16 protein-coding genes, 1 other RNA gene and 1 pseudogene are annotated in these 26,023 nt (G+C 66.4%); 9 read left to right on the top strand and 9 right to left on the bottom strand.

Translation table 11 applies throughout. The features are described from left to right. Positions 1–39: 39 nt before the first annotated feature. Positions 40–384: a hypothetical protein gene (locus tag FHY18_RS14615; RefSeq protein WP_259156388.1), complete on the bottom strand. Its 345-nt coding sequence runs from the start codon at positions 382–384 to the stop codon at positions 40–42. 39 nt (positions 385–423) lie between these two features. Next, positions 424–3,426, bottom strand: a complete 3,003-nt coding sequence (locus FHY18_RS14620) for a ligand-binding sensor domain-containing diguanylate cyclase (RefSeq protein WP_259156390.1) — start codon at positions 3,424–3,426, stop codon at positions 424–426. A gap of 329 nt (positions 3,427–3,755) precedes the next feature. On the opposite strand from FHY18_RS14620, the gene FHY18_RS14625 reads away from it, so the two are divergent. From FHY18_RS14625 to FHY18_RS14635, 3 genes are all read left to right on the top strand, one after another. Next, positions 3,756–4,409, top strand: coding sequence for a TetR/AcrR family transcriptional regulator (locus tag FHY18_RS14625; protein WP_259156393.1), 654 nt, complete (start codon positions 3,756–3,758; stop codon positions 4,407–4,409). A gap of 128 nt (positions 4,410–4,537) precedes the next feature. Further along, on the top strand, positions 4,538–5,194 hold the full coding sequence (locus FHY18_RS14630) for a protein-L-isoaspartate O-methyltransferase (protein ID WP_259156395.1): 657 nt from the start codon (positions 4,538–4,540) through the stop codon (positions 5,192–5,194). Positions 5,195–5,214: 20 nt separating this feature from the next. Next, positions 5,215–6,597 carry a TolC family outer membrane protein gene (locus tag FHY18_RS14635; RefSeq protein ID WP_259156397.1) on the top strand — a complete coding sequence of 461 codons (1,383 nt, stop codon included), beginning with the start codon at positions 5,215–5,217 and terminating at the stop codon, positions 6,595–6,597. A 586-nt stretch (positions 6,598–7,183) separates the two neighbouring features. On the opposite strand, the gene waaA is transcribed toward FHY18_RS14635, so the two are convergent. Continuing rightward, complete coding sequence (waaA, locus tag FHY18_RS14640; RefSeq protein WP_259156398.1) at positions 7,184–8,500, bottom strand: lipid IV(A) 3-deoxy-D-manno-octulosonic acid transferase; 1,317 nt, start codon at positions 8,498–8,500, stop codon at positions 7,184–7,186. 76 nt (positions 8,501–8,576) lie between these two features. On the opposite strand from waaA, the gene FHY18_RS14645 reads away from it, so the two are divergent. Further along, positions 8,577–9,497, top strand: a complete 921-nt coding sequence (locus FHY18_RS14645; RefSeq protein ID WP_259156401.1) for an LpxL/LpxP family Kdo(2)-lipid IV(A) lauroyl/palmitoleoyl acyltransferase — start codon at positions 8,577–8,579, stop codon at positions 9,495–9,497. 73 nt (positions 9,498–9,570) lie between these two features. Here the strand turns inward: FHY18_RS14645 and FHY18_RS14650 are convergent, their stop codons facing one another. The 4 genes from FHY18_RS14650 to FHY18_RS14665 all read right to left on the bottom strand — a co-directional run bounded on the left by FHY18_RS14650 (position 9,571) and on the right by FHY18_RS14665 (position 12,565). Next, the gene (locus tag FHY18_RS14650) at positions 9,571–10,905 is read right to left on the bottom strand and encodes an O-antigen ligase (protein ID WP_259156402.1); all 1,335 of its coding nucleotides are present in this window, start codon (positions 10,903–10,905) and stop codon (positions 9,571–9,573) included. After that, entirely contained in the window at positions 10,886–11,998 is a 1,113-nt protein-coding gene (locus FHY18_RS14655; protein WP_259156403.1) for a glycosyltransferase, read from the bottom strand. The genes FHY18_RS14650 and FHY18_RS14655 overlap by 20 nt, the downstream gene beginning before the upstream one ends. A 10-nt stretch (positions 11,999–12,008) precedes the next feature. Continuing rightward, positions 12,009–12,206 carry a zinc-finger domain-containing protein gene (locus FHY18_RS14660; RefSeq protein ID WP_005990898.1) on the bottom strand — a complete coding sequence of 66 codons (198 nt, stop codon included), beginning with the start codon at positions 12,204–12,206 and terminating at the stop codon, positions 12,009–12,011. Positions 12,207–12,310: 104 nt separating this feature from the next. After that, entirely contained in the window at positions 12,311–12,565 is a 255-nt protein-coding gene (locus FHY18_RS14665) for a hypothetical protein (RefSeq protein WP_259156405.1), read from the bottom strand. 450 nt (positions 12,566–13,015) lie between these two features. Here FHY18_RS14665 and FHY18_RS14670 point away from each other — a divergent pair. Further along, positions 13,016–16,276: pseudogene (locus FHY18_RS14670) on the top strand (GH92 family glycosyl hydrolase); the annotation flags it as partial. A 318-nt stretch (positions 16,277–16,594) separates the two neighbouring features. Here the strand turns inward: FHY18_RS14670 and FHY18_RS14675 are convergent. Further along, positions 16,595–18,904 carry an NADP-dependent malic enzyme gene (locus FHY18_RS14675; RefSeq protein ID WP_259156408.1) on the bottom strand — a complete coding sequence of 770 codons (2,310 nt, stop codon included), beginning with the start codon at positions 18,902–18,904 and terminating at the stop codon, positions 16,595–16,597. Between the two features lie 199 nt (positions 18,905–19,103). After that, entirely contained in the window at positions 19,104–20,450 is a 1,347-nt protein-coding gene (locus tag FHY18_RS14680) for a dicarboxylate/amino acid:cation symporter (protein ID WP_259156409.1), read from the bottom strand. Positions 20,451–20,734: 284 nt separating this feature from the next. Here FHY18_RS14680 and FHY18_RS14685 point away from each other — a divergent pair, with 284 nt between their 5' ends. From FHY18_RS14685 to FHY18_RS14700, 4 genes are all read left to right on the top strand, one after another. Continuing rightward, positions 20,735–21,907 carry an OprO/OprP family phosphate-selective porin gene (locus FHY18_RS14685; protein WP_259156410.1) on the top strand — a complete coding sequence of 391 codons (1,173 nt, stop codon included), beginning with the start codon at positions 20,735–20,737 and terminating at the stop codon, positions 21,905–21,907. Between the two features lie 184 nt (positions 21,908–22,091). Further along, a non-coding RNA gene (locus FHY18_RS14690) (sX9 sRNA) lies at positions 22,092–22,167 on the top strand. A 59-nt stretch (positions 22,168–22,226) separates the two neighbouring features. Then, entirely contained in the window at positions 22,227–24,872 is a 2,646-nt protein-coding gene (locus FHY18_RS14695; RefSeq protein ID WP_259156971.1) for a PAS-domain containing protein, read from the top strand. A 291-nt stretch (positions 24,873–25,163) separates the two neighbouring features. Then, a complete protein-coding gene (locus FHY18_RS14700; RefSeq protein ID WP_259156411.1) occupies positions 25,164–26,000 on the top strand; it encodes a DUF1460 domain-containing protein in 837 nt (278 codons plus the stop codon). The last annotated feature ends 23 nt before the right edge of the window (positions 26,001–26,023 follow it).

Below are 26,023 nucleotides of genomic sequence, written 5' to 3' on the forward strand. Positions count from 1 at the left end.
TGGAGCGTCCAAGACAACCTCAGATTCGTTTTTTGCAGCTCAGTCGTTGCGCGGCAATAGCCCGGCCTTTTGGTACCACCGCACACAAGCACTTTGCAAGGCGGCAAGAGCAATGCATACCACAACACCTAGCGCGCCATGCCAGAAAAGCATGCCAACGCAGAGCGGAATCACGCCGAACCAGCAACAGAGCTTGTAAGGCAGTGGCAACAACCTGTAACGCTCGGCCTTGTCCGGGCTACGGCGAAAATCCATCTCGTTGATCGCTGCGTTTAGCCCAAGCAGTGCAAGGTAAGCAAGCAACACCCATATCAGCAACATAAGCACCCGCGCCCCACGATTCGATACAACAACACGTGCTTGAAATACGCCCACCTGCGTCACTTATCGCGTCTGCACGGCACCAGCGCGTCGTCGCACCCCTTACGGCCCCACCAACCGATCGCGCCCCTGCCGCTTGGCCTGATACAGGCGGCGATCTGCCAACGCGAGCAGTTCGCGCCGGGTTGGCGCCTCATCGCTCATCGCCATGCCCATGCTGGCGGTGCACCGCACCGTGATGCCGTGCGCATCGACGTCGATCGTCGCCAGCCGTTGTCGCATGCATTCGAACAGCGCGCGCGCCTGTTCGGCATCCAGTCCGGTGGCGGCCAGCAGAAACTCTTCGCCGCCATGGCGCGCAGCGAAACACTGCGCCCGATCCTGGTCGCTCAACGCCTCGCCCAGCGCGCTCAATACCGCATCGCCGACGTCGTGACCGTATTGGTCGTTGATGTGTTTGAAGTGGTCGATATCCATCAATGCCAGCGCCAGCGCGGGACCACCGCCACGCGCCGCGTCGAACCACTGTTGCAGCACGCGCTCGGCTTCGCGCCGGTTGGGCAATGCGGTCAGCACATCGTGGCTGGCGCGGTATTCCAGCTGGCGCATCAACGCTTCGCGCTCCTGGCTGGCCTGCTGCAGGGCGAGGTTCTTGTCGCTGAGTTCGCGGGTGCGCCGGTCGATCACGGTATTGAGTTGGCGCTGACGGCGCCGGTAGCTGGCCGTGCGCCACAGGTAAAACCCGTAGATCAGGCTGGCCAGCGCAAGGATGCCCAATGCGATCACTTCGCTACGGCGCCACCAGGGCGGCGCCAGTGCGATGGCCAGACTGGATTCTCCCAGCAGCGCGGTCTGACGCCAGTCCACCGGCAGCGACATCGCCTGCACGCGGAAGCGAAAACGGCCCGGCGGCAGGTTGGTGTACACCGCTTCGGTCGCGTTGTCGGCATCCACCCACTCCGGGTCGAAACCTTCCAGGCGATAGCGGTAACGCACCTTGTCCGGCCCACGAAAATTCAGTCCGGCATAGGTGATTGCGATACGGCGGGTCTCGGCGCCGAGCTGATGCGGGCCGCTCAACGGCTGCACCATGCCGTCGACCAGCAAGCGCTCGAACACGATCGGCACGCGATGGCCTTGCAAGGTGCCGACACGCGCCGGATCGATCACGCCCAGCCCGGCCGAGGTGGGAAACAACAACTGCCCGGACTGCGTCAGCCAGCCGGCCGGCGCGCTGCTGCCGTTGCCCTGATTACTGGGCATGCCGTCGCTGCGGTCCACCACTTCCACACTCAATTGTTCGCGGGTACCGGCATCGATCTGGTCGAAGTTGTTGCGCGCGATGCGGAAGACGCCGTGGTTGCTGGACAGCCATAAATAGCCGCGGCCGTCGTCGATCACGCGGAACACCTTGTCGCGCGGCAGTCCAACGCGGTGGTCGTAGACGCGAAAATGGTCGCCCTGCAGGCGCAACAGGCCGCGATCGCTGGCGATCCATAGATCGCCGCCGGCATCGCGCAAAAAGTCGAAGGCGTTCTGCCCAGGGAAGTCCTGTTCGCCCAGCCAGGCGCGCGTGCTGCCGCCCGGCGACAGCCCGGTCATGCCGCGATCGGTGCCGATCCAGAGGATGCCCTGCGTGTCGCGATACAGCGCCTGCACCGAGCCGTCGGGCACGCCATCGGCCGCGGTGTAGCGGCGGACCTTGCCTTGCCGCCAGTGCGCCAGCCCACCGGTGGTGCCGATCCACAGATCGTCGCCATCGGGCAACACCGCGCGCACCGACAGCGACGGCAGTCCATCGCCCGCACCGATGCGCATCAGCACCTTGCCCTGCGCATCCAGCCGCAGCACGCCCTGACTGTAGGTGCCGGCCCAGACCCCGCCATCGCCGGCATCGGCCAGCGACAACACCGACTGCTCCAGCACGCGACCGCCTTGGGCCGGCGACAGCGCGATGCGATCGATCTGATCGTCGCGCCAGCGGTCCAGGCCCACCGCGCTGCCCACCCACACGGTGCCATTGCCGGTCTGCAACACGGTGCGCACGTAATCGGAGGCCAGGCCGTCGTCATGGGTCACGCCGTGCGCGGCGCCTTCGGCAATCCGGAACAGGCCGTGCGTGCTGCCGACCCAGATCAGGCCTTCGGCATCTTCCAGCAACGCGGGGCTGGCGACGCCGGTGATCGAAATCTGCTCGTCCGGCACACCAGCCCCGCCATGCACCACCAAGGTCCCGCTGGGCATGCTCATCCACAGATGCCCGCTCCGATCCAGCAACAGGGCATCCACGCGCTGCCCCTGGCGAAACCGCTGCAGCCCGCCGCCGCGACTCCACCACCACACGCCGTCATCGCCGGCGACCAGCAGGCCGCCCTGGCGATCGCTGGCAAGCCGACGCACTGGCGTTGCCTGCATGCCATGCGTCCTGCCCCAGGGCTCGGCAGCGCTGCCATTGCCGGGCAGGCGATACAACCCGACCTCGGTGCCCACCCACAGATCGCCGTGGTCGTCGGCCGACAACGCAGTGATGCGCGCGCGCGGCAGGTCCGTCTGGCGCCCCACATCGACCAGGCGCCCATCGGCCTCGATCCGGTATAGCGTCTGCGGCGTCCCCACCCACAACGCTCCGTCTGCCCGGCGCAACAACGCGCTGACCGCCAGATGCCGCGCCGTCGCGTCGCCCAGCTGTTGCCAGTGGCCATCCTGATAGTGATAGACCCCGTCGAATGCGGTGCCGAACAACATGCCGCCGGTGCTGTCGCGCACCACCACGAACACGCCTCCCAGTTCGGCACCCGGTGTGTTCTGGCGGTCGTACACGGTGAAATCGCGGCCGTTGAAGCGCGCCACGCCTTCCCAGGTGCCCAGCCAGATCAGTCCGTCTTCGCCCTGGGCCACGGCGTGCACCAGGTTATGCGGCAGGCCGTCGTCCATGTTCCAGCGCGTGACCGTGTGATATGCGGTGTGATCGAGCGCCTGCGCGCCAGCCGCGGGCATGCCGCACATCCCGCAGCACAGCCCGAACCACAGCCACACCAAGGCCGCCCGCAGCACGCGCGTGCTGCGAACGCGGCTTGCATGCGTCTGCGCCCCGACCCTGTCCACGTTCCCCGCCCCTCATCCGTGCCGCTGGCCATGCGTGCCGGTATGTACCGGCAGGCCTGGGGCAATCTATCACCGGGGTTTTCGGACCGCCCTAGGTGGATTCCCCACAGCTGCCGGTCGGACCATGACACCGGGAGGCATTCAATTGAAACAATGAATGCCCAGCATGATCTGTATGGCTTGGGGCATGAAGCACTGGCATTGCAGCCTGGCTGGGGCATGGTCCGGTGACTCGGCCACGCCAGGCCGATCAGCCGAAGCGTCCCATGCCCTGATACGTTCAGGCCGTCGAGTATAAATATAGAACCCGATGGTCTAGTATTGACCGTATGTCCAGCTCGCCCTCCCTCAAGTCCAAGGCCAAGAGCAACGGCCCCGGGCGTCCCAAGGACCTTGGGAAACGTGCCGCCATCCTCGGCGCTGCCCGCGCGCTCTTTATGGAGCAAGGCTATGCCGGGGTCAGCATGGATGGCATCGCCGCCCAGGCCGGCGTCTCCAAGCTCACCGTCTACAGCCACTTCGGCGACAAGGAGAGCCTGTTTTCCGAGGCGATCCGCGCGCAGTGCCAGGAGATGATGCCGGACGACCTGTTCGACCACGCGCCCAAGGGCGCACTGCGCGACCAGTTGATCGAAATCGCCCATGCGTTCTTCGCCATGGTCAGCACCGAGTCGGCCATTTCCACGCACCGCATGATGATGGCGCCAGGCACCGGCGATGTGCATGTTCGCGAAATGTTCTGGGAAGCCGGCCCCAAGCGGACCCAACAGGCGTTGGCGGATTTTCTGTCTGCGCGCGTGGCCGACGGCCAGCTCGACATCGCCGATCTGGCGCGCGCGGCCTCGCAATTCTTCTGCCTGCTCAAGGGCGAGCTGTATGCCCTGATGATGTGCGGCCTGCACGGCCAGCCCACCCGCGCGCAGGTGGATGAGCACATCCAGTCCAGCGTGGACTTCTTTTTGAGGGCGTATGCGCCCCGCTGATCGCCCCCGGCCTTTGGTGGCGATGACTTCCGGCACTGCGCCAGCGGCCGGCGCGCAGCGATGCTAGATGCGCCAGTTGCCCCGTGCACCGGTAAAATGTTCGCCCCACCGCGTTGGATAACCGCACCATGACGATCGATTTCACCCAGGCCCGCGAAAAGATGGTCGAACAGCAGATCCGGCCGTGGGACGTACTGGACCTGCGCGTGCTCGACGTGCTGGCGCGCCTGCCGCGCGAGGCCTTCGTGCCGGACGCCTACAAGACCCTGGCCTATGTCGACGTGGAAATTCCGCTGTCGGCCGGCGACAAGATGATGAAGCCGGTGGTCGAGGGCCGCATGTTGCAGGCGCTGGATCTGCAGCCGGGCGAAGACGTGCTGGAAGTCGGCACCGGCACCGGATTTTCCACCGCCTGCCTGGGCGCACTCGCGCGCGAAGTGGTCAGCCTGGAGATCGACCCGGCACTGGCCGCCGCCGCGCGCGCCAACCTGGACGCCACCGGTCTGGGCAGCAATGTCCGCATCGAAACCGCCGATGTGTTCGGCTGGCAGAGCGAGCGGCGCTTCGACGCCATCTGCGTGACCGGCGCGGTCGATACGCTGCCGGCCCAGTGGCTGCAGTGGTTGCGCCCCAACGGCCGGCTGTTTGTGGTGCGCGGTCACGCACCGGTGATGGAAGCCGTCCTGGTCCGTGGCGACGTCAACGCCCCGCGCATCGAATCGTTGTTCGAAACCGACCTCGCCTATCTCCAGGGCGCCGCACCGACGCCCCGATTCCAATTCTGATTCCCAAGGAAGCTTCCCCGATGATCCGCCGATCCCTCGCCCTGGCCCTGGCCGCCGCCCTGTCACCGATGGCCGCGCACGCCACCGATCTGCTGCAGGTGTACGAAATGGCCCGCAATGGCGACCCGCAGCTGGCCGTGGCCGAGTCCACGCGGCTGGTGAATCGGGAGGGACAGGTGCAGGCGCGTGCGGCGTTGTTGCCGCAGCTGGACGGTAGCGCCGGGTACACCCAGGCACATCGCGAGCTGGAAGGCGTGGATGGCCGCTCAACGACCAAGCAGCGGCAGTACACGGTTCAGGGCAGCCAGACCATCTTCAACTGGGCGCAGTTCGCTAACCTGCGCGCGCAGCGCGAAGTGGCCAAGGCAGCAGACTTCACCTTGGAATCGGCCAACAACGATCTGATCACCCGCACCTCTGCGGCGTACTTCCAGGTGTTGGTCGGTATCGAGTCGCTGGCTGCAGCAGAAACCAATGAAGCAGCCGCCAAGAAGCAGTTCGACTACGCCGACAAGCGCCTGGAAGTGGGCCTGGCGCCGATCACCGACGTGCACGAAGCACGTGCCCAGTACGACCAGGCACGTGCCGACACCATCAACGCACGCAATACGCTGAAGGATTACTACCAGGCGTTGACCGAACTCACCGGCCAGCCGGTGGTGGGCCTGCGTGCGCTGCCAGAAGATTTCCGGCCGGAAGTACCGGCGGCTTACAGCAATGTCGACCAATTGGTGGCCAGCGCCATCGCCGACAACCCGGCATTGAAGGCGCAGCAGTTGCAGGTCAGCGCAGCCGAGGCACAGGTCAATGCGGCGCGTGCCGGCCATTACCCCACCCTGAGCCTGGGCGCCAATATCGGCCGCAGCAATAGCTGGGGCGGCCAGGGTACGGTCGATCAGGCCGCAGGCAACTTCACCACCGCGGGCCGCGACATCGATACCGATTCGGTAGGCATCACCCTCTCGATCCCGATCTTTGCGGGCGGTGCAACGCAGTCGGCCGTGCGCCAGGCGTTATCGCGTCGCGATATCCAGCAAGACACCTACGAACAACAGAAGCGCGCGCTGGACCGCAATACGCGCAATGCCTATCAGACCGTGGTGGCCGGCATCAGCGAAGTGGAAGCGCGCCGGCTTGCCGTGGTCTCTGCGCAGGCCGCCTACGATGCCTCGCAGGTGGGCCTGGAAGTCGGCACGCGGACCGTGCTGGACGTGGTGCAGAACCAGCGCACCCTGTTCCAGGCGCAGTTGAACTACGCGCAGTCGCGCTACACCTTCCTGCAGAATCGTCTGCTGCTCGGCCAGGCCATCGGCAAACTCGACATCACCGACCTGCAGGACGTGAATCGCCTGCTGTCGCAGGATGCCGAGTCCAAGCTGCAGGGCAGCGGTTCGTTGCAGTAAGACGATCCGAGATGTCACGCAAGAGGCGGGCTCAGGCCCGCCTTTTGCGTGTGTGACTTGTCAGCCACTGCAAGACAGTGAAGTTCGACTGGCTTGAGGGGACTCACCGCTGCATCGGTTGCAGAGCAGTGATCTGCGGCTTCGCTGCAGGGTCCTTGCCCGCCCACCATCGCGGGACACGCTGCAAGTACGTCCTTGTAAGCTCTTTGACGGCATCCATGCCGCCAAAGGTCCCGCGACGGTGAGCGGGCAAGGACCAGTCACGATGGTTGGTGCTCATCACTTTCGATAAAGCAGCCAGCAAGTGGTCTGGTGCGGTGTCCTCGCCGCTTGCGGCACCGTTGGTGGCATAAATGCCGCCACCGAGTCCCCAGGGACGGGTTCGCGGCGTGTCCCGCGAGCGGTGCGGGCATTGCACACTCGACCAATTCGGCTTGGGGCTCTCCAGACGACGCTAAAGGCGGCCAACCACACGACTGCACCATCGCCACGTTTTGTCAGTCGTCCAGAGACCGCTGGACGATCTGATTTGGGATGACTGCGGCGGCTTCTCTGCAATGATGCAGCACGCACTCGGGTACATCTTTCAAGACGTCACACCATCGCCAGCCACGGCCGGCAGGTCCGGTGCGATCTGCACCAGCGTGCGGGCGACCGCACCCTTGCCATTGGCGACCAGCGCAAGGCCGGCGGCAGCCATCGCTTCGCGCTGCGCCGGGTCGCCGAGCAAACGTGCGAGATCGCGATAGACGCAGTCGGCATCCTCGCAGATAGCCACTGCGTCGGCGTCGCGCATGCGCCGCGAGATTTCGGAAAAATTATGCAGATGCGGGCCGGTGACCGCCGGCGTGCCGACTGCCGCAGGTTCGAGCAGGTTGTGTCCGCCGATCGGCTGCAGGCTGCCGCCGACGAAAGCGACCTGCGCGCATGCGTAGAAGCTCATCAGTTCGCCCAGCGTATCGAGCACGAAGACCGTGTCGCGCGCTTGCGGCCATTGCTGCGCCTTGCGTGTAGCCACGCGCCAGCCGCGCTCGCGCGCCAGTGCCTCCACTTTCGGAAAGCGCTCGGGATGACGTGGCGCCCACAGCAGCAGCAGGTCCGGGAACTGCGTCAGCAACTGCGCATGGATATCGGCCACCGCCGCCTCTTCGCCTTCATGCGTGCTGGCGGCAATCCACACCGGCCGGGTTGCCGGCACATGGCTGCGGAACTGCGCGACCAGCGCCTGCAATTGGTCGGGGGCGGCGATGTCGAATTTGAGATTGCCCAGCGCCACGACCTGGTCCGGGCGTGCGCCAAGGGTGATGAAGCGCTCCGCATCGTCGTGCGACTGCGCCGCCACGCAGGTCACCGTGCGCAGCGCGCGGCTGATCAAGGGCGCCAGCACGCGGTAGCCACGCAGCGAGCGCGCCGACAGGCGTGCGTTGAGGATGTACAGCGGGATCTTGCGGTCGCGGCAACCGAACAACATGTTCGGCCATAGCTCGGTTTCCAGGATCAACGCCAGGCGCGGGCGGAAATGCTCGAGAAACCGCCCCACGCTGCCGGGTACGTCGTAGGGCAGATACACATGGTCCACCGCATCGCCCCATACCGCGCGCACGCGCTCGGAACCGGTAGGCGTGATGGTGGTGATCACCCAGCGGATATCCGGGCGCTGCGCTCGCAGGGCGTTGACCAGCGGCGCGGCCGCATTGACCTCGCCCACCGACACCGCATGCACCCACACCCGTGGACGTCCGCAGGCATGCGTGTACGAGGCGTAGCGCTCGTTCCAGCGGTTGAAGTATTCGCGCACACGGAAACCGCGCCACACCAGGTGGTACACCGTGACCGGCAACAACAGGTAGAGCAGCGCCGAGTACAGCCCGCGCAACAGCCATTCGATCGGGTCTTTCCGCATCCGTGCAGGATACGGGAGCGCCCGCACGTGCGCATGTGCACGCTGTCCGATGCGCACGATCCCTTAGAATTGCACCATGTCCGAGCCCGCAAACGTCGCCGTCCGCCCCTCCCTGCGCAACCCCAGGCACTGGCCCATGTATCTGGGCCTTGCGGTGATGGTGCTGGCCGGGCGCCTGCCCTGGACACTGCAGCGCGCAATAGGGCGTGGCGTTGGCTGGATCGCGATGCGCGTGGCGGGCACGCGTCGGCGCGCGGCCGAGGTCAACCTCAAGCTGTGCTTTCCCGAGCAGGACGATGCCTGGCGGGCGCGACTGCTGCGCGACAGTTTCGATGCGCTGGGCGTGGGCCTGTTTGAGTTCGCGCGCGCCTGGTGGGGCAGCATCGAGGTCATTCGCCCGGGCGTGCAGGTCGAAGGGCTGGAACATCTGCAGCAGTTGCAGGAGCAAAAACGCGGCGTGCTGCTGGTGTCAGGACACTTCATGACACTGGAAATGTGTGGGCGCCTGCTCTGCGACCATGTGCCGCTGGCCGGCATGTACCGCAAGCATCGCAACCCGGTGTTCGAATGGGCGGTCAAGCGCGGGCGGCTGCGCTACGCCACGCACATGTTCGCCAACGAGGATCTGCGCGCCACCATCAAGCACCTCAAACGCGGCGGTTTCCTGTGGTACGCGCCGGACCAGGACATGCGCGGCAAGGACACCGTGTTCGTGCCGTTCTTCGGGCATCCGGCCTCCACCATCACGGCCACCCACCAGCTGGCGCGGCTGACCGGTTGCGCGGTAGTGCCGTACTTCCATCGCCGCGAAGGCGGCCGCTACATCCTCAAGATCGCACCGCCGCTGGCAGGCATTCCGTCGGAGGATGTGATCGCCGATACCACGCAGGTCAATGCGGCGATCGAGGACATGGTGCGCGAGGCGCCGGACCAATACCTGTGGATCCATCGCCGCTTCAAGCGTCAGCCGGGTGGGCGCAGCGCGTTCTATCAATGAACCGGCGCTGCGGGGATGACAGACCGCGCAGGCGACGTCGCGCACCGACACGCGCCATTTCAATGCAGGCCAATCAGCCCGGCGGCGTCTGATCCGCATCGTCGTTGAGCAATGCGCCGGCATACAAGCCGGCCAGCATCAGGCTCAGCCCGCCCCAGAAGCTGGAGTAGAACGCCAGATGGGTATTGAGCGGGAACACGGTGGCCACCAGCGCAATCATCGCCGGGCGCGCCTGCTCGCGTGCAGCCACACTCGAATAGCGCCACGCACGCCACGCCTGCGCCGCACCGGCCAGCCATAGCAGCAAGCCGATCACACCGGTTTCGGCGAGGATTTCCAGCACGATCTGGTGCGCGTGGAAAGCCGGGCCATCGCCCCAGGCCGGCGCCTGTGCCGGCGCCGGATTGCAGGCCGGGTACGCCTGTCGAAACCCGCGCGCGCCCACGCCGTTGAGCGGATGCGCGCGGATCATGCACAACGCCGCGCCCCAGATCTGGCCGCGCCCGGACAAGGCCTGATCCACGCCCTGGTCGCCATTGCCGAACGCCAGCGTCGTGCGCTGGATGCGCTCTCGCGCCTGCGGTGCCAACGCCACCACGCCACCGGCAAGCAGCACCCCGGCCACCGCAACTGCCAGCAGGCGCCGGCCGCCCAGCAGTTGCCAGCCGGACAGCAGCACGATCACGCCGTAGGTGATCCACGAGGCACGCGACCCAGCCAACACCAGCACCACGCCGACCGCCGCCGCAGCGCCTGCCCAGGCCCAGACGTTGCGTCGTCCCAGCGCCAACAGCAGGAAGGGCGACAGGCTGGCCAGGGTCTGCCCGAACTTGAGATTGCACGGCCCCAGCACGCCACTGAGGCGGTCGACCAGTGCCAGCTCCTGCGGCGTGCACAGCCCATGGCCGCTGATCAGTTGCTTGAGTTGATCCAGCGCGAAGAACAATGGGCTGCTGCCGATGGCGGCCTGCAACAGCGCATCCAGCGTCCACACCCCGCCGATCGCCGCCAGGCCGATAAAGGTGCGGCGGCGCCGCTGCGCGTTTGCGACCGCAATCGCGCACAGCCACATGAAAGGCAGATAGCGCAGGTCGGTGGCCGACTTGCGCAGCGCGCGACCGACATCCACCGCATCGAACGCGGACAGCATCTGCGGCAGCCAGTACGCAAAGAACAGCACGCTGGTCAGCGCCCAGGCCGCACCGCTGAGCAGCCGCGTGCCGCCGCGAAAACGTGCGTGCAGCAAACGGTAGGCTGCAAACAGTGCGCCCAGCGACAGCACGGTTTCGGCCAGGCCGGGTGTGGGCCACAGCGCGACAAACAGGAGCACCCACAGCGGCGCCCAACGCCCGGCATCGGGCGTGAGTGCGGGCGCGCTTACGGGTGCGTCAACGGCGGAGTTCGTCATAGACCTTCAAGGTGGCCGATTGCATGGCCTGCAACGTATAGGGGAGCACCGCCGGCGGTGTCGGCGGATGCTGCAGAAGCCCAAGCGCCTGGGCGCGCAACGCATCGGTATCGAAGGCCGGCACCGCGCCGCCAGGCTGCAGCTCGGAGAGTAGTTCGCCAACGCCGCCATGCGCCCAGCCCAGCACCGGCCGGCCCACCGACAAGGCCTCGACCACGGTACGGCCGAAGGCTTCGGGTTTGCGCGACAGCTGCAGCACCAGATCGCTGGCGGCATAGGCATCGGCGATGCGCGCGGTGGGCGCGGTGAAGGCGACCGCCTCGGCCACACCCAATCGCGCTGCTTCGGCTTCCAGCTCGCGCACATACGCCTCGCGCCCCGGCTCGCGTGCACCCGGCAGCCACAACCAGGCAGGCACGCCGGCAGCGCGCACATCGGCCAGCAGTTGCAGGCCATCGGCATGCCCCTTCAAGCGCGTACCGCGCCCCGGCAACAGCAGCAGCGGCGCGTCGGAAGGCAGCCCGGGCAGCAGGGTCTGGGCCCAGCTGCGTGCGCGCCGATCCGGTCGCAGGCGACGCGGAAACTGTGCGATGTCGACGCCGCGCGGAATCGTGCGCAGACGGTTTGGATCGGTTTGCGGGTAATGCGTGCAGACATAGTCGCGCACGGTCTGCGAGACGCAGATGACGCGTTCGCCATAGGTCATCACCGCACTGTAGCGGCTGGGCGAGTTGAGTCCGTGCACGGTGGTGACCAGGCGCGGACGCGTGGCGGCAGGCAGGCCGCGCAGCGCGTACCAGCCCAGCCAGGCCGGCAGCCGCGAACGCGCGTGCACGATGTCGGCGCCGAGTTCGGCGAACAGACGGCGCAAACCGACCACATGGCGCAGTGTCAGCAGCGACTTGCGGCCGATATCCAGGGTGAGGTGCTCACCGCCGGCGTCCAGCAATTGCGGAACCAGGCGCCCCCCCGCCGACACGACCACGGCGCGATGGCCGGCGCGCACCAGCGCAGCGGTCACTTCCAGGGTGGAGCGTTCCACGCCGCCGGACTGCAGCGCCGGCAGCAGTTGCACCACGGTCAGGCGGTGCATCCGGCCAGGATCAGTCGGCGAGCACGAACAACGCGCCGCAGTACGGGCACTTGGCCTCGCCGTTGGGTTCGTCCTCGATCGGCAGGTACACACGCGGATGCGAGTTCCACAGCGCCATCTGCGGCGTCGGGCAGCTCAGCGGCAGGTCTGCCCGCTGCACGGTGTAACGCTTTTCGGCATTGGCGGGCGCGGTGGCGGTCTGGCTCATGGCGTACATCGCAAGCGGTGGGGAACGGCCAGCATTCTAGCAGCGCTGGCCGTTGCAAGAGCGGCCGCGGCACCGATCGGTGCCGCAGCACGCCGCTTGGCGCCTCACTGGTTCCGCTTGCCGAAGTTCGGCTTGATCGGGTCGGCACGCATGCCGGTGGACTCCGCTCGCCTGGCGGGATCGCAGCGCGAATCGTGCTGGCTGCGCGCACCGGTGGCGCCAGCCGGCGCCACCGGGCCATCGTCGTTGCCCACCAGGCAATCGGCAGGCGGAGACGACGCGTCCGCCGTCGCCCAATCGTCACTTGCACAGCCCGACAGCAGCATGCTGGCGGCCACCACGGCGCTCCTGAGACCCATCGACCACTTCATTGTGCCTGCTCCATGTCATTTGCCTTGATCGTCGACCTCTGGATAGTCATACAAAACCCGCCCGGTGGCCACTCCCGACGCATCGCGCCGGGACATGTCCGACAGCGCTGCGTGCGGACGGAATTGCTGCAGGACGCGACCTTGCTCAAGCGCACCCGAAGACAGCGATGCCGATCGCAGCCGCGCGCGCAGCGATCTGGCCGCGCTCGCTTGCCTGTCCGGGCATCTTTGACCAGCATCGGGGCGCCTTGTCGTCGGTGATGGCGCGGGCGCCGCAGTTGACCATGCATCCATCCCGCTCCCGCCGCACCTGCCCGTCGCAGCACCTTAGTTAAGGACCCGCCTAACGTGATTCGATCCGTCATTGCACACGCCAGCCTGCTTGCGTCGCTCCTCGTTTCGACGCCGCAGATGGCCCGGGCAGGCACGCCACCGGCGTTCTCCACCTCGTTCGAGCCAGGAGAGCCCGCGCCCATCACGGACGCGGCGCAGCACCTCGCTGTGGCTGTCGGCACCGGCCCCAACGCCCCCTTTGCCGCCAAGCCGGAGGCGGGCTACAGCGGCGCCCACGCCTTGCGCTACAGCCTTGGCGGCGCACACCACCGCATCCGCCTGTTCCGCACCGACATCGCGGTCGGTGCGGACACAACGCTGTCGTGGATGGTGCTTCCGGAAAGCGTCGGCGCCGATCATGTTGCCTCGACCTACGTGTCGCTGGATCTGGTCTTCGACGATGGCACGCGGTTGTCCGCCACGTCGGCGCTGGACCAGCATGGCGTTGCGATGGGCGCGCGGGCGCAGGGGCAATCGAAGACCTTGTATCCGCAGCAGTGGGCACGCAAGCAAGTACGCCTGGGCGAGGTGGCCGGGCTGCGCGGGCGCCGCGTGCGTGCGATCGAGCTCGACATCGCACCACCGGCGGGCGCAGCCGCTGCCGGCTGGATCGACGACATCGCGCTGGGCGATGCGCCGCTGCCTACGCCGGCGCGCCCATCGGATTGGGTGGTGACCACGCGCGGCACGCAGTCCAATGGCACGTTCTCGCGCGGCAATAATTTTCCTGCGACGGCGGTGCCGCATGGGTTCAACTTCTGGACGCCGGTAACCGATGCGGGGACGCTGACCTGGTTGTACCGCTGGAACGAGCACAACGACGCCGACAACCGGCCACGCCTGCAGGCGCTGTCACTGAGTCACCAACCCAGTCCGTGGATGGGCGACCGGCAGACCTTTCAGGTCATGCCCTCGCTTGGCGCGGGCGTGCCGGAAGCCGATCGCAGCAAGCGTGCGCTGGCGTTTTCGCATGTCAATGAAGTAGCACGCCCCTATCGCTACGCGGTGCAGTTCGATAATGGCCTGCACGCCGACATCGCGCCGACCGATCACGCGGCGCTGTTGCGCTTTCGCTTCCCGGATCACGGCGATGCCAATCTGTTGTTCGACAATGTGGATGCGCGCGGCGGGCTACACCTGGATGCCGCGACGCAGACATTGTCCGGCTACACCGATGTGCGCAGCGGGCTGTCGACCGGTGCAACGCGCATGTACGTGTATGCACGCTTCGATCGGCCGTGGACGGCCAGTGGCCGCATCGATACCGGGCGGCCCACCGGCTGGATCAAGTTCGATGCGGGCACGACGCGCCAGGTGCAGATGCGCATCGCCACCTCGCTGATCTCGCTCGAGCAGGCCAGACACAATCTGGCGTTGGAGATCGCACCGCAGGCGTCCTTCGAGCAGATCGCCGCGCAAGCGCAGGACGCCTGGGATGCGTTGCTGGGGCGGTTCGACGTGCCCGATGCGACTGCCGACCAGAAGACCACGCTGTATTCCAATCTGTATCGGCTGCATCTGTACCCGAACTCCGCGCATGAAAACGCAGCAAGCAACGACGCGCCGGATTGGCGTTACGCAAGCCAGAACAGCTGGTCGGACGACAACATCGAGGGCAGCGCGGCGCGCAGTTTTGCACCGATCCGCGATGGCCGGGTTTACGTCAACAACGGGCTGTGGGATACCTTTCGCACCGCATGGCCGGCGTATGCGCTGTTTGCGCCCGACTATGCCGGACGCCTCGTGCAGGGCTTTGTCGAACAAGCGCGTGCAGGAGGATGGATTGCGCGCTGGTCTTCGCCCGGCTATGCCGACCTGATGGTCGGCACCAGTTCCGATGTGGCGTTTGCCGATGCCTGGCTGAAGGGCGTGCAAGGCTTCGATCCGGCCGAGGCATACGCGGCTGCGCTCAAGAACGCGACCGTGGTGGCGCCGGATCGCCACGTGGGCCGCAAGGGCATGGCGCGCTCGACCTTCCGCGGCTACGTCGATACCGACACCCACGAAGGTATGTCGTGGTCGATGGAAGGCGCGCTCAACGACTTCGGCATCGCCAACATGGCCGACGCGTTGGCCAGGCAGGCGACCACGGCCAAGGTGCGCGAGCGGTATGCAACCGAGGCGCTGTATTTCCGGCAGCGGGCAGCGGGATACGCGGCATTGTTCGACCCGACGATCGGCTTTTTCCAGGGACGCAACGCCGATGGAAGCTGGCGCGTGGATGCGGCGCACTACGATCCGCGCGTCTGGGGCAACGACTACACCGAATCCAGCGGCTGGACGTTTGCGTTCACCGCACCGCACGATGGGCAAGGCCTGGCCGCGTTGTATGGAGGACGCACCGGTTTGGCAGCGAAGCTGGATACGTTCTTCGCCACCCCCGAGACCGCCGAGGCCAGGTTCGCCGGCTCTTACGGCGACACCATCCACGAGATGACCGAGGCGCGCGACGTGCGCATGGGCATGTATGCGCACAGCAACCAGACCGCACACCATATCCCGTGGATGTATCTGTTCGCCGGGCAACCGTGGAAAACCCAGCAACTGACGCGCGAGATCCTGTCACGCCTGTATCTGGGGAGCGAGATCGGCCAGGGCTATGCCGGCGACGAAGACAACGGCGAGATGTCGGCGTGGTATCTGTTCGCGGCACTGGGCCTGTATCCGTTGCGCATGGGCGCGCCGGAATACGTGATCGGCTCACCGCTGTTCAAGCATGCCAGCGTGCGTCTGCCCAATGGCGGCACGCTGGTGGTCAATGCGCCGCAGAATTCGCCGCAAAACGTGTACGTGCAATCGCTCAAGGTCAACGGCAAGCCCTGGCGCAAGACCTGGTTGGCGCATGCGGACATCGCCAAGGGCGCGACGCTGGACTTCGTGATGGGTCCGACGCCTTCGCGCTGGGGCACTGGCCCTGACACTGTGCCGCCGTCATTGACTGCGCCCGGGGAGCGCCCTGCCCCGCTGCAGGATCTGCTCGGAGATACCGCGCGCATCACGCTGGACGATGGTGGTGATGTCGCTGCGTTGCATGACGACGATGCGGAAACGGTGGCTGCAGTTGCATCCACATCGACGCTGACCTTCAGCGGCATTGCGCGCGGCATGCCGACGCTCTACACACTGACCAGCGGCAATGCGTTGCTTGCGTCCAGTGGATGGACGCTGGAGGCACGCATGGCTGATGGTGCGTGGAAGGTGGTCGATCAGCGCCGTGAGGAGACATTCGAATGGCCGTTGCAGACGCGGCCGTTTCGTATTGCCACCCCTGGCGTCTATGCCGAGTATCGGCTGCGATTCAGCGCGCCTGCGAAGGTGCAGCTGGCGGAGATCGAGTTGTTGGGGGCGGAGCCTGCGGTGCGGTGAGGTGGAGGTTTATCGAAACGACGGTCGCACTGCTTTTTGAAGACAAGTGGCCACCGCGCACGCACGCACGCAATCTCGATTCGCGTGACTGATGCCGGAGCCAGGTCCCGCTGCAAGGTCGGCAGCTCAGGTGAACCGTATCCTCTCCCCAACCCCCGCTCCGCGCCCCGGCCCGCGCTTGCGGCGCGGGCGCTTCAAGGCACGCGTGCCAGTGGCGCGCAAGCAGTGCCTTGTCGCCCCGGGGGGAGAGGGGCTTTGGAGCGGTGCGTGTAATGCCGCTAGCGGGCAGGTATTCGGTGTTTTCCTGGTGGGCGGATCTCAGCTACCGCTCTTTTCGCTAGCGCTCTTCTCGGCATCGCGCTGCCGGCGGATCTGCGCGTCTACCGCGGCGATCGCGGTCATGTTCATCACCCGGCGCGAGGTGGCGCTGGTGGTGAGGATGTGCACCGGCTTGGAGATGCCCATCAGGATCGGGCCGATCGCCACGCCGTCGGTGAACACGCGCACCAGGTTGTAGGCGATGTTGGCCGCTTCCAGGTTCGGCAGCACGAACAGGTTGGCGCGGCCCTTGAGCGTGCTGTTGGGCATGATCTGCTTGCGCAGCGCTTCGTCCCAGGCGGTGTCGCCCTGCATTTCGCCGTCGATGTTGAGCTCGGGTTTGCGCTTGAGCAGGGCCTCGCGCACCTGGCGCATCTTCAGCGCATCGCGCGAGTCGTGGCTGCCGAAGTTGGAGTGCGACAGCAGCGCGATGTTGGGCTCGATGCCGAACAGCTTGAGGCGGTACGCGGCCTGCAGCGTGGCTTCGACCACCTGCTCGACGGTCGGGTCTTCCTGCACATGCGTATCCAGGAAGAAGAACACGCCCAGCTGGTTGATCACGCCGGTCATCGCCGAAGTGGAGCTGACCCGCGGCTCCAGTGGAATCACACTGCGGGCGTAGCCCAGCTTCTTGTGGAAGCGGCCGACCACACCCGACAGCATCGCATCGGCTTCGCCGCGCGCCACCATCACCGCGGCGATCAGGGTCGGACGCGAGCGCATCAGTTCCTTGGCGGCGGTGACGGTCACGCCACGACGCTCGGTAAGCGCGTGGTAGTACTGCCAGTAATCGTTGAAGCGGGGGTCGTCGAGAATGTTGGTGATCTCGAAATCCACCCCGGCGGTCAGGCGCAACCCCATGCGTTCGATACGCGCTTCGATCACGTCCGGGCGGCCGATCAGGATCGGGAACGCCAGGCCTTCGTCGACCACGTTCTGCACCGCGCGCAGAACCACTTCCTCTTCGCCCTCGGCATACACCACGCGCTGCTTGTCGGCGCGCGCGCGGTCGTAGACCGGCTTCATCATCAGGCTGGTGCGGTAGACGAACTGGCCGAGCTTGTCGCGGTAGGCCTCCATGTCGGTGATCGGGCGCGTGGCCACGCCCGAATCCATCGCCGCCTGCGCAACGGCGGACGACAGCTCCACCAGCAGGCGCGGGTCCAGCGGACGCGGAATCAGGTATTCCGGGCCGAAACTCGGGGTCTCGCCGCCGTAGGCCGCGCCCAGGTCGGAGGCCTCGCGCCGCGCCATCGCCGCGATCGCCTTGACGCAGGCGATCTTCATTTCCTCGTTGATGCCGGTGGCGCCCACGTCCAGCGCGCCGCGGAACAGATACGGGAAGCACAGCACGTTGTTGATCTGGTTCGGGTAGTCCGAGCGGCCGGTGCCGATGATGCAGTCCGGACGCACCGCCTTGGCCGCTTCCGGGGTGATTTCCGGGTTGGGATTGGCCAGCGCGAAGATCACCGGCTGGCGCGCCATGCTGGCGACCATCTCCGGCTTGAGGATGCCGGCCGCCGACAGGCCCAGGAAGATATCCGCGCCCTCGACGATCTCGGCCAGGGTGCGCTTGTCGGTGTCGCGCGCGTAGCGCTGCTTGTCCGGGTCCAGGTCGGTGCGGCCGGTGTGGATCACGCCATCGCGGTCCAGCGCCAGGATGTTCTCCGGCTTCAGGCCCAGCGAGACCAGCATGTTGACGCAGGAGATGCCGGCCGCGCCCATGCCGGTGGTGGCCAGCTTGACCTCTTCGATCTTCTTGCCGGTGACCACCAGCGCGTTGAGCACGGCGGCGCCGACGATGATTGCGGTGCCGTGCTGGTCGTCATGGAACACCGGGATGTTCATGCGCTCGCGCAGCTTGCGCTCGACGATGAAGCACTCCGGCGCCTTGATGTCTTCCAGATTGATGCCGCCGAAGGTCGGCTCCAGGCTGGCGATGATGTCGACCAGCTTGTCCGGGTCGTTCTCGTTGATCTCGATGTCGAACACATCGATGCCGGCGAACTTCTGGAACAGCACGCCCTTGCCTTCCATCACCGGCTTGGACGCCAGCGGGCCGATGTTGCCCAGGCCCAGCACGGCGGTGCCGTTGGTGATCACCGCCACCAGATTGCCGCGCGCGGTGAGCTCGCTGGCTTGGGTGGGTTCCTCGACGATCGCCTCGCAGGCGAAGGCCACGCCCGGCGAATACGCCAGCGACAGATCGCGCTGGGTCAGCATCGGCTTGGTCGCGGTGACCTTGATCTTGCCGGCCGGCTGCTGGCGGTGGTAGTCGAGGGCGGCCTGTTTGAAGTCGTCGTTGGACATCGGCGTTGTGGGTCTCGAAGGCGCAGGAGGGCTGAATTCTACCCTCCTGCCTGAACAAGGGCCTGTCGCGCAGCTGTCGCCGCGGCAGGGAAATCGCATGTTGCAGCGCGTCGTGCACTGCGGCCAGGGTCTGGCTCGAAGCAAAAACGGCCCTGCATCCTGCCGGCAGCGCCGACAGAAAACAGGGCCGTAGGAAGCATCAGCGTGCGCTGATCGGGGCGACGACGTCGGTCGAGGCCACCGGTGCCTGCAGCGGCGGCGAGCCGCCATCCAGCACCAGCTTGAGCTGGTCGCGGTCCAGCGCATTTTCCCAGCGCGACACCACCACCGTGGCGACCGCGTTGCCGATGAAGTTGGTCAGCGAGCGGCACTCGCTCATGAAGCGGTCCACGCCCAGGATCAGCGCCATGCCGGCCACCGGCACGTCCGGCACCACCGACAGCGTGGCGGCCAGGGTGATGAAGCCGGCGCCGGTCACGCCGGCCGCACCCTTGGAGCTGAGCATCGCCACCGCCAGCAAGGTGATCTGCTGGCCCAGGGTCAGGTCCACGTTGGTGGCCTGGGCGATGAACAAGGCGGCCAGGGTCATGTAGATGTTGGTGCCATCCAGATTGAACGAGTAGCCGGTCGGCACCACCAGGCCCACCACCGACTTCTGGCAGCCGGCCTTTTCCATCTTCTCCATCAGCGAGGGCAGCGCCGACTCCGACGAGGAGGTGCCCAGCACCAGCAGCAACTCGGCCTTGAGGTAGCGGATCAGCTTGAGCACCGAAAAGCCGCACAACCGGCAGACAATGCCCAGGATCACCAGCACGAAGAACAGCGAGGTCAGGTAAAACGAGCCCACCAGCCAGGCCAGGTTGACCAGCGATTCCACCCCGTACTTGCCGATGGTGAAGGCGATCGCACCGAATGCACCGATCGGCGCGGCCTTCATCAGGATGTGCACCAGACGGAACACCGGCGCGGTCAGCGCTTCCAGGAAGCTCAGCACCGGGCGGCCACGCTCGCCGACCAGGGCCAGCGCGATGCCGAACAGCACCGCCACGAACAGGACCTGCAGGATGTTGCCATCGACGAACGCGCTGATCAGCGTGGCCGGGATGATGTCCATCAAAAAGCCGACCAGGCTCAGCTCGTGCGACTTCTGCACGTAGGTATTGACCGCGCTCTGGTCCAGCTCGGCCGGGTTGATGTTCATGCCGGCGCCGGGCTGCACCACGTGCGCCACGATCATGCCCACGATCAACGCCAGCGTGGAGAAGAACAGGAAGTAGGTCATCGCCTTGGCGAAGACCCGGCCCACCGTCTTGAGGTGGGTCATGCCAGCGATGCCGGTGACGATGGTCAGGAAGATCACCGGGGCAATGATCATCTTCACCAGCTTGATGAAGGCATCGCCCAGCGGCTTGAGGCTTTCGGCGAAGGCCGGCTCGAAATGGCCCAGCAGGGCACCCAGGACGATCGCCACCACTACCTGGAAATACAGCTGACGGTAAAAGGGAACGGGCGCCGGCAAGGGGCCGGCAGGCTTGCTGATGTGCATGACACCACTCCGAGGGAACTGGAGGGTGCCTGAGCAGGCACCCGGTGCGGGCATTCTGGCCGTACGTCGCAGCCCGGGCCGATAGCCCATTGGTACTACGCACTGTCGGCGGGCTGAACGTCGCCTTACACTTCAGCCGCGCCGCCACCGGCCGTTAATTCCGTTTAACGCAGACACCGATTCCTGTGTTGTTGGCCGTCCGGAACCTGCGCGCTTGCTGAAGCTGTTCAGTGCGACCGCCATGGCAGGACGCCCGGCCCCTTTCATTGCCGAAGACCACTCCTATGCGCCTCAATCCGCTTGTCCTGGCGTTGGCCATTGCCATCGTCCCCGCCGCTGCCAATGCAGCTACCTCGATCGAAAACTGGCCCACCAAGTACACCTTCGGTGATGGCACCGAGCTGGGCCTGACCGGCAACTACGCCTACGACGACAACAACTTTTCCGGCGACGACCGCCTGGAAGACCGCACCGATTTCCGCCGCAAGGAATTCGGCGCCACCATCAAGAAGAAGGGCGTCTACGACGCCATGGTGTACTTCGACTTCGAAGCCAAGCTGTGGCTGGACGTGTTCTACCGCTTCGAGACCAAGGCGCTGCTGGGCCAGGACTACGGCCGCGTGCGGCTGGGCTACATGAAGGTGCCGGTGGGTCTGGAAGCGGTGCAGAGCTCGCGTGCGGGCAGCTTCATGGAGCTGGGCCTGCCGGTGCAGGCGGTGTTCCAGGGCCGGCGTACCGGCGTGGAGTGGACCCTGGAGCGTCAGCAATACCTGTTGCAGGCCGGCGCCTACGGCGGCAAGGATCTGCAGGGCGACAACCCCGGCACCACCCAGGCCGTGCATGCGGCGTGGACCCCGTTCAAGGCCGAAGGCAACGTGCTGCATCTGGGCATCGCCGGCTCGGTGGAAAACCCGCGTGGTTTCAGCGACGGCCGCGGCGTCTCGTTCAGCCCGCGCGTGCGCCTGCGCGCGCGCCCGGAAGCCGGCCTGACCGACGTGCGTCTGATCGACACCGGCACCATCCTCGATGTGGACCACGTGATCCGCACCGGCGTGGAAGCGGTCTGGATCAATGGCCCGTTCTCGTTGCAGAGCGAAGCGCTGCGTGCCGAAGTGGCGCGTAACGACAACCTGCCGCACTTCATCGCGCAGGGCCAGTACGTGTACGGCACCTGGTCGCTGACCGGCGAGTCGCGCAGCTATGCCGGCGGCGTGCCGGGCAACATCAAACCCGCACACGACTACGGCGCAGTCGAACTGACCGCCCGCTACAGCCGCCTGAATCTGGAAGACAACAACGTCCACGGCGGCCGTCAGCACGACACCACCATCGGCGCTAACTGGTACCTCACCAGCCATTTCAAGTTCCAGGCCAACTACAGCTGGGTGGATTCCTCGCGCAATGGCGTGCATGAAACCCCGCACGTGATGGAGCTGCGCGCGCAGGTGCAGTTCTAAGCAGCGCTGCGGCATTCCAGCGCGCGGGCAACCGGTGCCGCGCACTGGGCTGCTGTCGTTGCCAATGGCAGCAGCCGTTCCGAGACGGCCGCATCCTGTCACGGGTGCGGCCGTTGTCGTTCAGGGCAGCCAGCAAAACGACGGCGCTCACCGCCAGCCGGGCGCGGCGGGTGCGCGCTGCGGCATGGACCACGCATGCACTCCGGCCCCTCCGCGCCATCCACATTCACCTCACGACTGCTCGCTACCGCGCTTGGGCGGCAGGCACACGGTCAGGCGATGGCTGCGCGTGCGGGAGCAGACCGCCATACTTGCCGGCATGTATGCCTCGCAACGCCGCCGCCTGCTGCTCACCCTGGTCATCGTGCTGGGCGGGATGGTCGTGGCCATGCTGGCAGCCGGACACTTCGTCGAACAGAACGCCTTGCGCGAGGAAAGCGCCACTGTGCGCCGGCAGCTGCGTCTGTACGCGCAGGCGCTGCAACAACGCATCGACCGCTATCGCACCCTGCCGCAGATCCTGGCGCTGGACCCGGAACTGCGCGCGGCGGTCGCCGGCCCGCTGTCGCCCGCACACGTGCAGCAACTCAATCGCAAGCTCGAACTTGCCAACAACGTCACCCAATCGTCCACGCTGACGCTGATCGACCGCAGCGGCATTGCGCTGGCGGCCAGCAACTGGCGCGCGGTGCGCAGCAATGTCGGGGTGGATTACGCTTTCCGCCCGTATTACCAGCAGGCGCTGGCCACCGGTAGCGGCAGTTTTTACGGCATCGGCATGACCACCAGCGAACCGGGCTACTTCCTGTCGCAGGCCATCGTCGACGCTGACGGCCAGGTGCAGGGCGTGGTGGTGATCAAGATCGCGCTGGCCGCACTGGAGCGCGAATGGCTGCAGACCCCGGATATCGTGCTGGCCTCCGATGCGCATGGCGTGGTGTTTCTGGCCAGCCGCGCCAGCTGGCGCTACCGCATGCTGGCGCCACTCACCCCGCGCGATCGCAGCGAGTTGCAGAGCACCCGCCAGTACGCCAATCAAGGACTGCTGCCGCTGCGTCGGCGGTTGATCGAGCAGACCGGCAACGGCGGTGTACTGGCCGAGGTGCGCGACCCGCCACTGGCCGCGCCAGTGCTGTGGCAGACGCTGGAAGTCCCCGAAAGCGGCTGGCGCCTGCATCTGCTGCACGACACCCGCGCCAGCGCCGCTGCCGGGCGCGCTGCGGCCATTGCCGCTGCCGGTGCCTGGCTGGCGTTGGCGCTGCTGTGGTTGTTCGTGCAGCAGCGTCGGCGGCTGTCGGCGCTGCGTCAGCGCAGCCGGCATGAGCTGGAAACCCTGCTGCAGCAACACGCCGAAGAACTGCGCACCGCTCAGGACGGTGTCGTCACGGCCGCGCAGCAGTCCAACGCCGGCCTGAGCCGCAGCCTGGAACATCTGCCGCAGGGCGTGGTGGTGATCGACGAGGCACTCAATCTGGTGGCGTGGAATTCGCGCTACGTGGAGCTGTTCCGCTTCCCACCGGAGTTGCTCAAGATCGGCCGCCCGATCGAAGACCTGTTCCGCTTCAATGCCCGCCGCGGCCTGCTGGGGCCGGGACCGATCGAGGCGGCCATCGAGCGACGGCTCAATCACCTGCGCAGCGGCAAGCCGCATATGCGCGAAAGCGAAAAGGAAGACGGCACGGTGCTGGAGATCCGTGGCAACCCGCTGCCCGATGGCGGGTTCGTCACCAGCTACGCTGACATCACCAGCTACAAGAACGCCGCGCGCGAACTGCGCTCGCTGGCCGATGCGCTGGAGCATCGCGTGGCCGAGCGCACCCGTGATCTGGCCGCCGCCAAGCGCGAGGCCGAAAGCGCCAACCGCTACAAGACCCGCTTTGTCGCCTCGGCAGTCCACGACCTGCTGCAGCCGCTCAACGCCGCGCGCATGTTCGTGTCGGTGTTGCGCGGGCAGGTGCGTGAGCCCGGCAGTGCACGCGTGGTCGACAACATCGACGGCGCCCTCGCCGCGCAGGACGCCATCCTCAACAGCCTGCTGGACATCTCGCGCCTGGAAGCGGGCAGCCTCAAAACCCAGGTGCGCGATTTCGCCATCGCCCCGCTGCTGGAAACACTGGCACGCGAGTTCGGCATCCTCGCCGAAGACCGCGGCCTGGTGCTGGAGTGGGTGCCGACATCGGCGGTGGTGCTGAGCGACGAAACCCTGCTGCGCCGCATCCTGCAGAATTTCCTGTCCAACGCGATCCGTTACACCCCGCGCGGGCGTGTGCTGATCGGTTGCCGTCGGCGCGGCGGCTGGTTGCGCATCGAAGTGCACGACCAGGGTCCCGGCATTCCAGACGCCTTGCAGCACGAAATCTTCGAAGAATTCCGCCGCCTGGACGATGGTGTGGCCAACGACCGCGGCGCCGGGCTGGGGCTGGCGATCGTCGAACGCATCGGCCGCCTGCTGGGGCACCGCATCGGCCTGCGTTCAACACTGGGCAGCGGCAGCGTGTTTTCGGTCAGCGTGCCGGTGGGCGAACGCGCCGCCATCGCCACGCGGTTGCCGCCTCCCACCGCCACCACCGAACACGGCAACGACCCCATCCTGCACGGTTGCCGGGTGTGGTGCGTGGACGACGACCCGCGTGTCTGCGAGGCCACCCGTGCCCTGCTGGAACGCTGGGAATGCCGCGTGGATTTTTCCGGCGGCCCGGACGAAGCGCTTGCCGGCGCAGGCGCCGACGACGCGCCGGAACTGCTGCTGCTGGATGTGCGCATGGGTGCGCACTACGGCCCCATGTTGCTGCCGCAGCTGGTGGAACGCTGGCAGCGCGAACCGCGCGTCATCCTGGTCACCGCCGAACCCGACCCGGCCCTGCGCGAACATGCGCTCGACCTGGGCTGGGGGTTCCTGGCCAAGCCGGTGCGGCCACCGGCCCTGCGTGCGTTGATGACGCAGATGTTGTTGCGACGTGGGTGAGCTGCGCAGTCAGCCGTCTCGACAAACAGGTGAAGCCTGTGCGCCGGGCGTAGCTGATCACCGCTGAAAGGCCGCACCTGCCGCGCCACAGCATGCGTGTTGTGCAGCGATTCCTGGCGCTGCACGTTGTGGGCCGAGCGTCGCCGGATCGTTTCAGCGTACCGAAGTGCGCGCCGTTCCAGGCCTGCCTTCGCGATGGCGCTACAGTGCTTGCGCGTGGGTGGCTGCTCGCATCTCCATCGTGCATCCCTCAGCTGCCGGTTGTTCTCCCCCCAGGACATTGGAGCCCCCATGTTCAGGCCTGCCGCCATGATGTTGACCGCGTTGCTTGCCGCAGGCTGCGCGGCGGATCTGCCCGTGCACGCGTCCACGCCATCGGCGACCGTGCCGCCCTCCGGCCCGGTGCGCGCGGACATGGACCCATACACGCTGCAGACCCTGGACCGCGTGCTGCACCAGGCATCCACGCATCGCGGCGTGAGTCAGGGGCATCTGATCAAGCTGATCTCGGCGGAATTTCTCGACACCCCGTATCAGGCCAACATGCTGCAGGGCTCGGCCACCGTGCCGGAGCGGCTGATCATCGACTTCAGGGGCCTGGATTGCTTCACCTATCTGGACTATGTCGAAGCGGCGCGCCACGCCCATTCGCAGCAGGACTTCGTCGATCGCGTGATCCTCACCCGCTACGTCGATGGCGTCATCGGCTTCACCTCGCGCAAGCACTTCTTTTCGGACTGGGTCGCACGTCCCTACCCGCTTGCCGACGACATCACCGCAACGCTCGGCCCCAGGGCCGTGCGCGTGGACAAGACGCTCAATCTCAAAGCCGACGGCAGCAGCTATCTGCCCGGATTGCCGCTGGTGCAGCGGACCATCACCTACATCCCCGCCACCGATGTGGACAGCACTATCGTCCGGCAACTGCGCACCGGCGACTATGTGGGCAGGTACTCGCCGGCGCCCGGGCTGGATGTCAGCCATGTCGGCATCTTCGTCATGACCGACCGGGGCCCGGTGTTGCGCAATGCCTCATCGCGCCCGGAAAACGAAAAGGTCGTGGACTCGCCGTTCATGGAGTACGTCGCCCGCACGCAGGGCATCGTGGTCTACCGGCCCAGGCCCTGACATCGGTTGTGGTGCGCACAACA

Source organism: Xanthomonas sp. 3793 (assembly GCF_024806835.1).
GTDB classification, from domain to species: domain Bacteria; phylum Pseudomonadota; class Gammaproteobacteria; order Xanthomonadales; family Xanthomonadaceae; genus Xanthomonas; species Xanthomonas arboricola_F.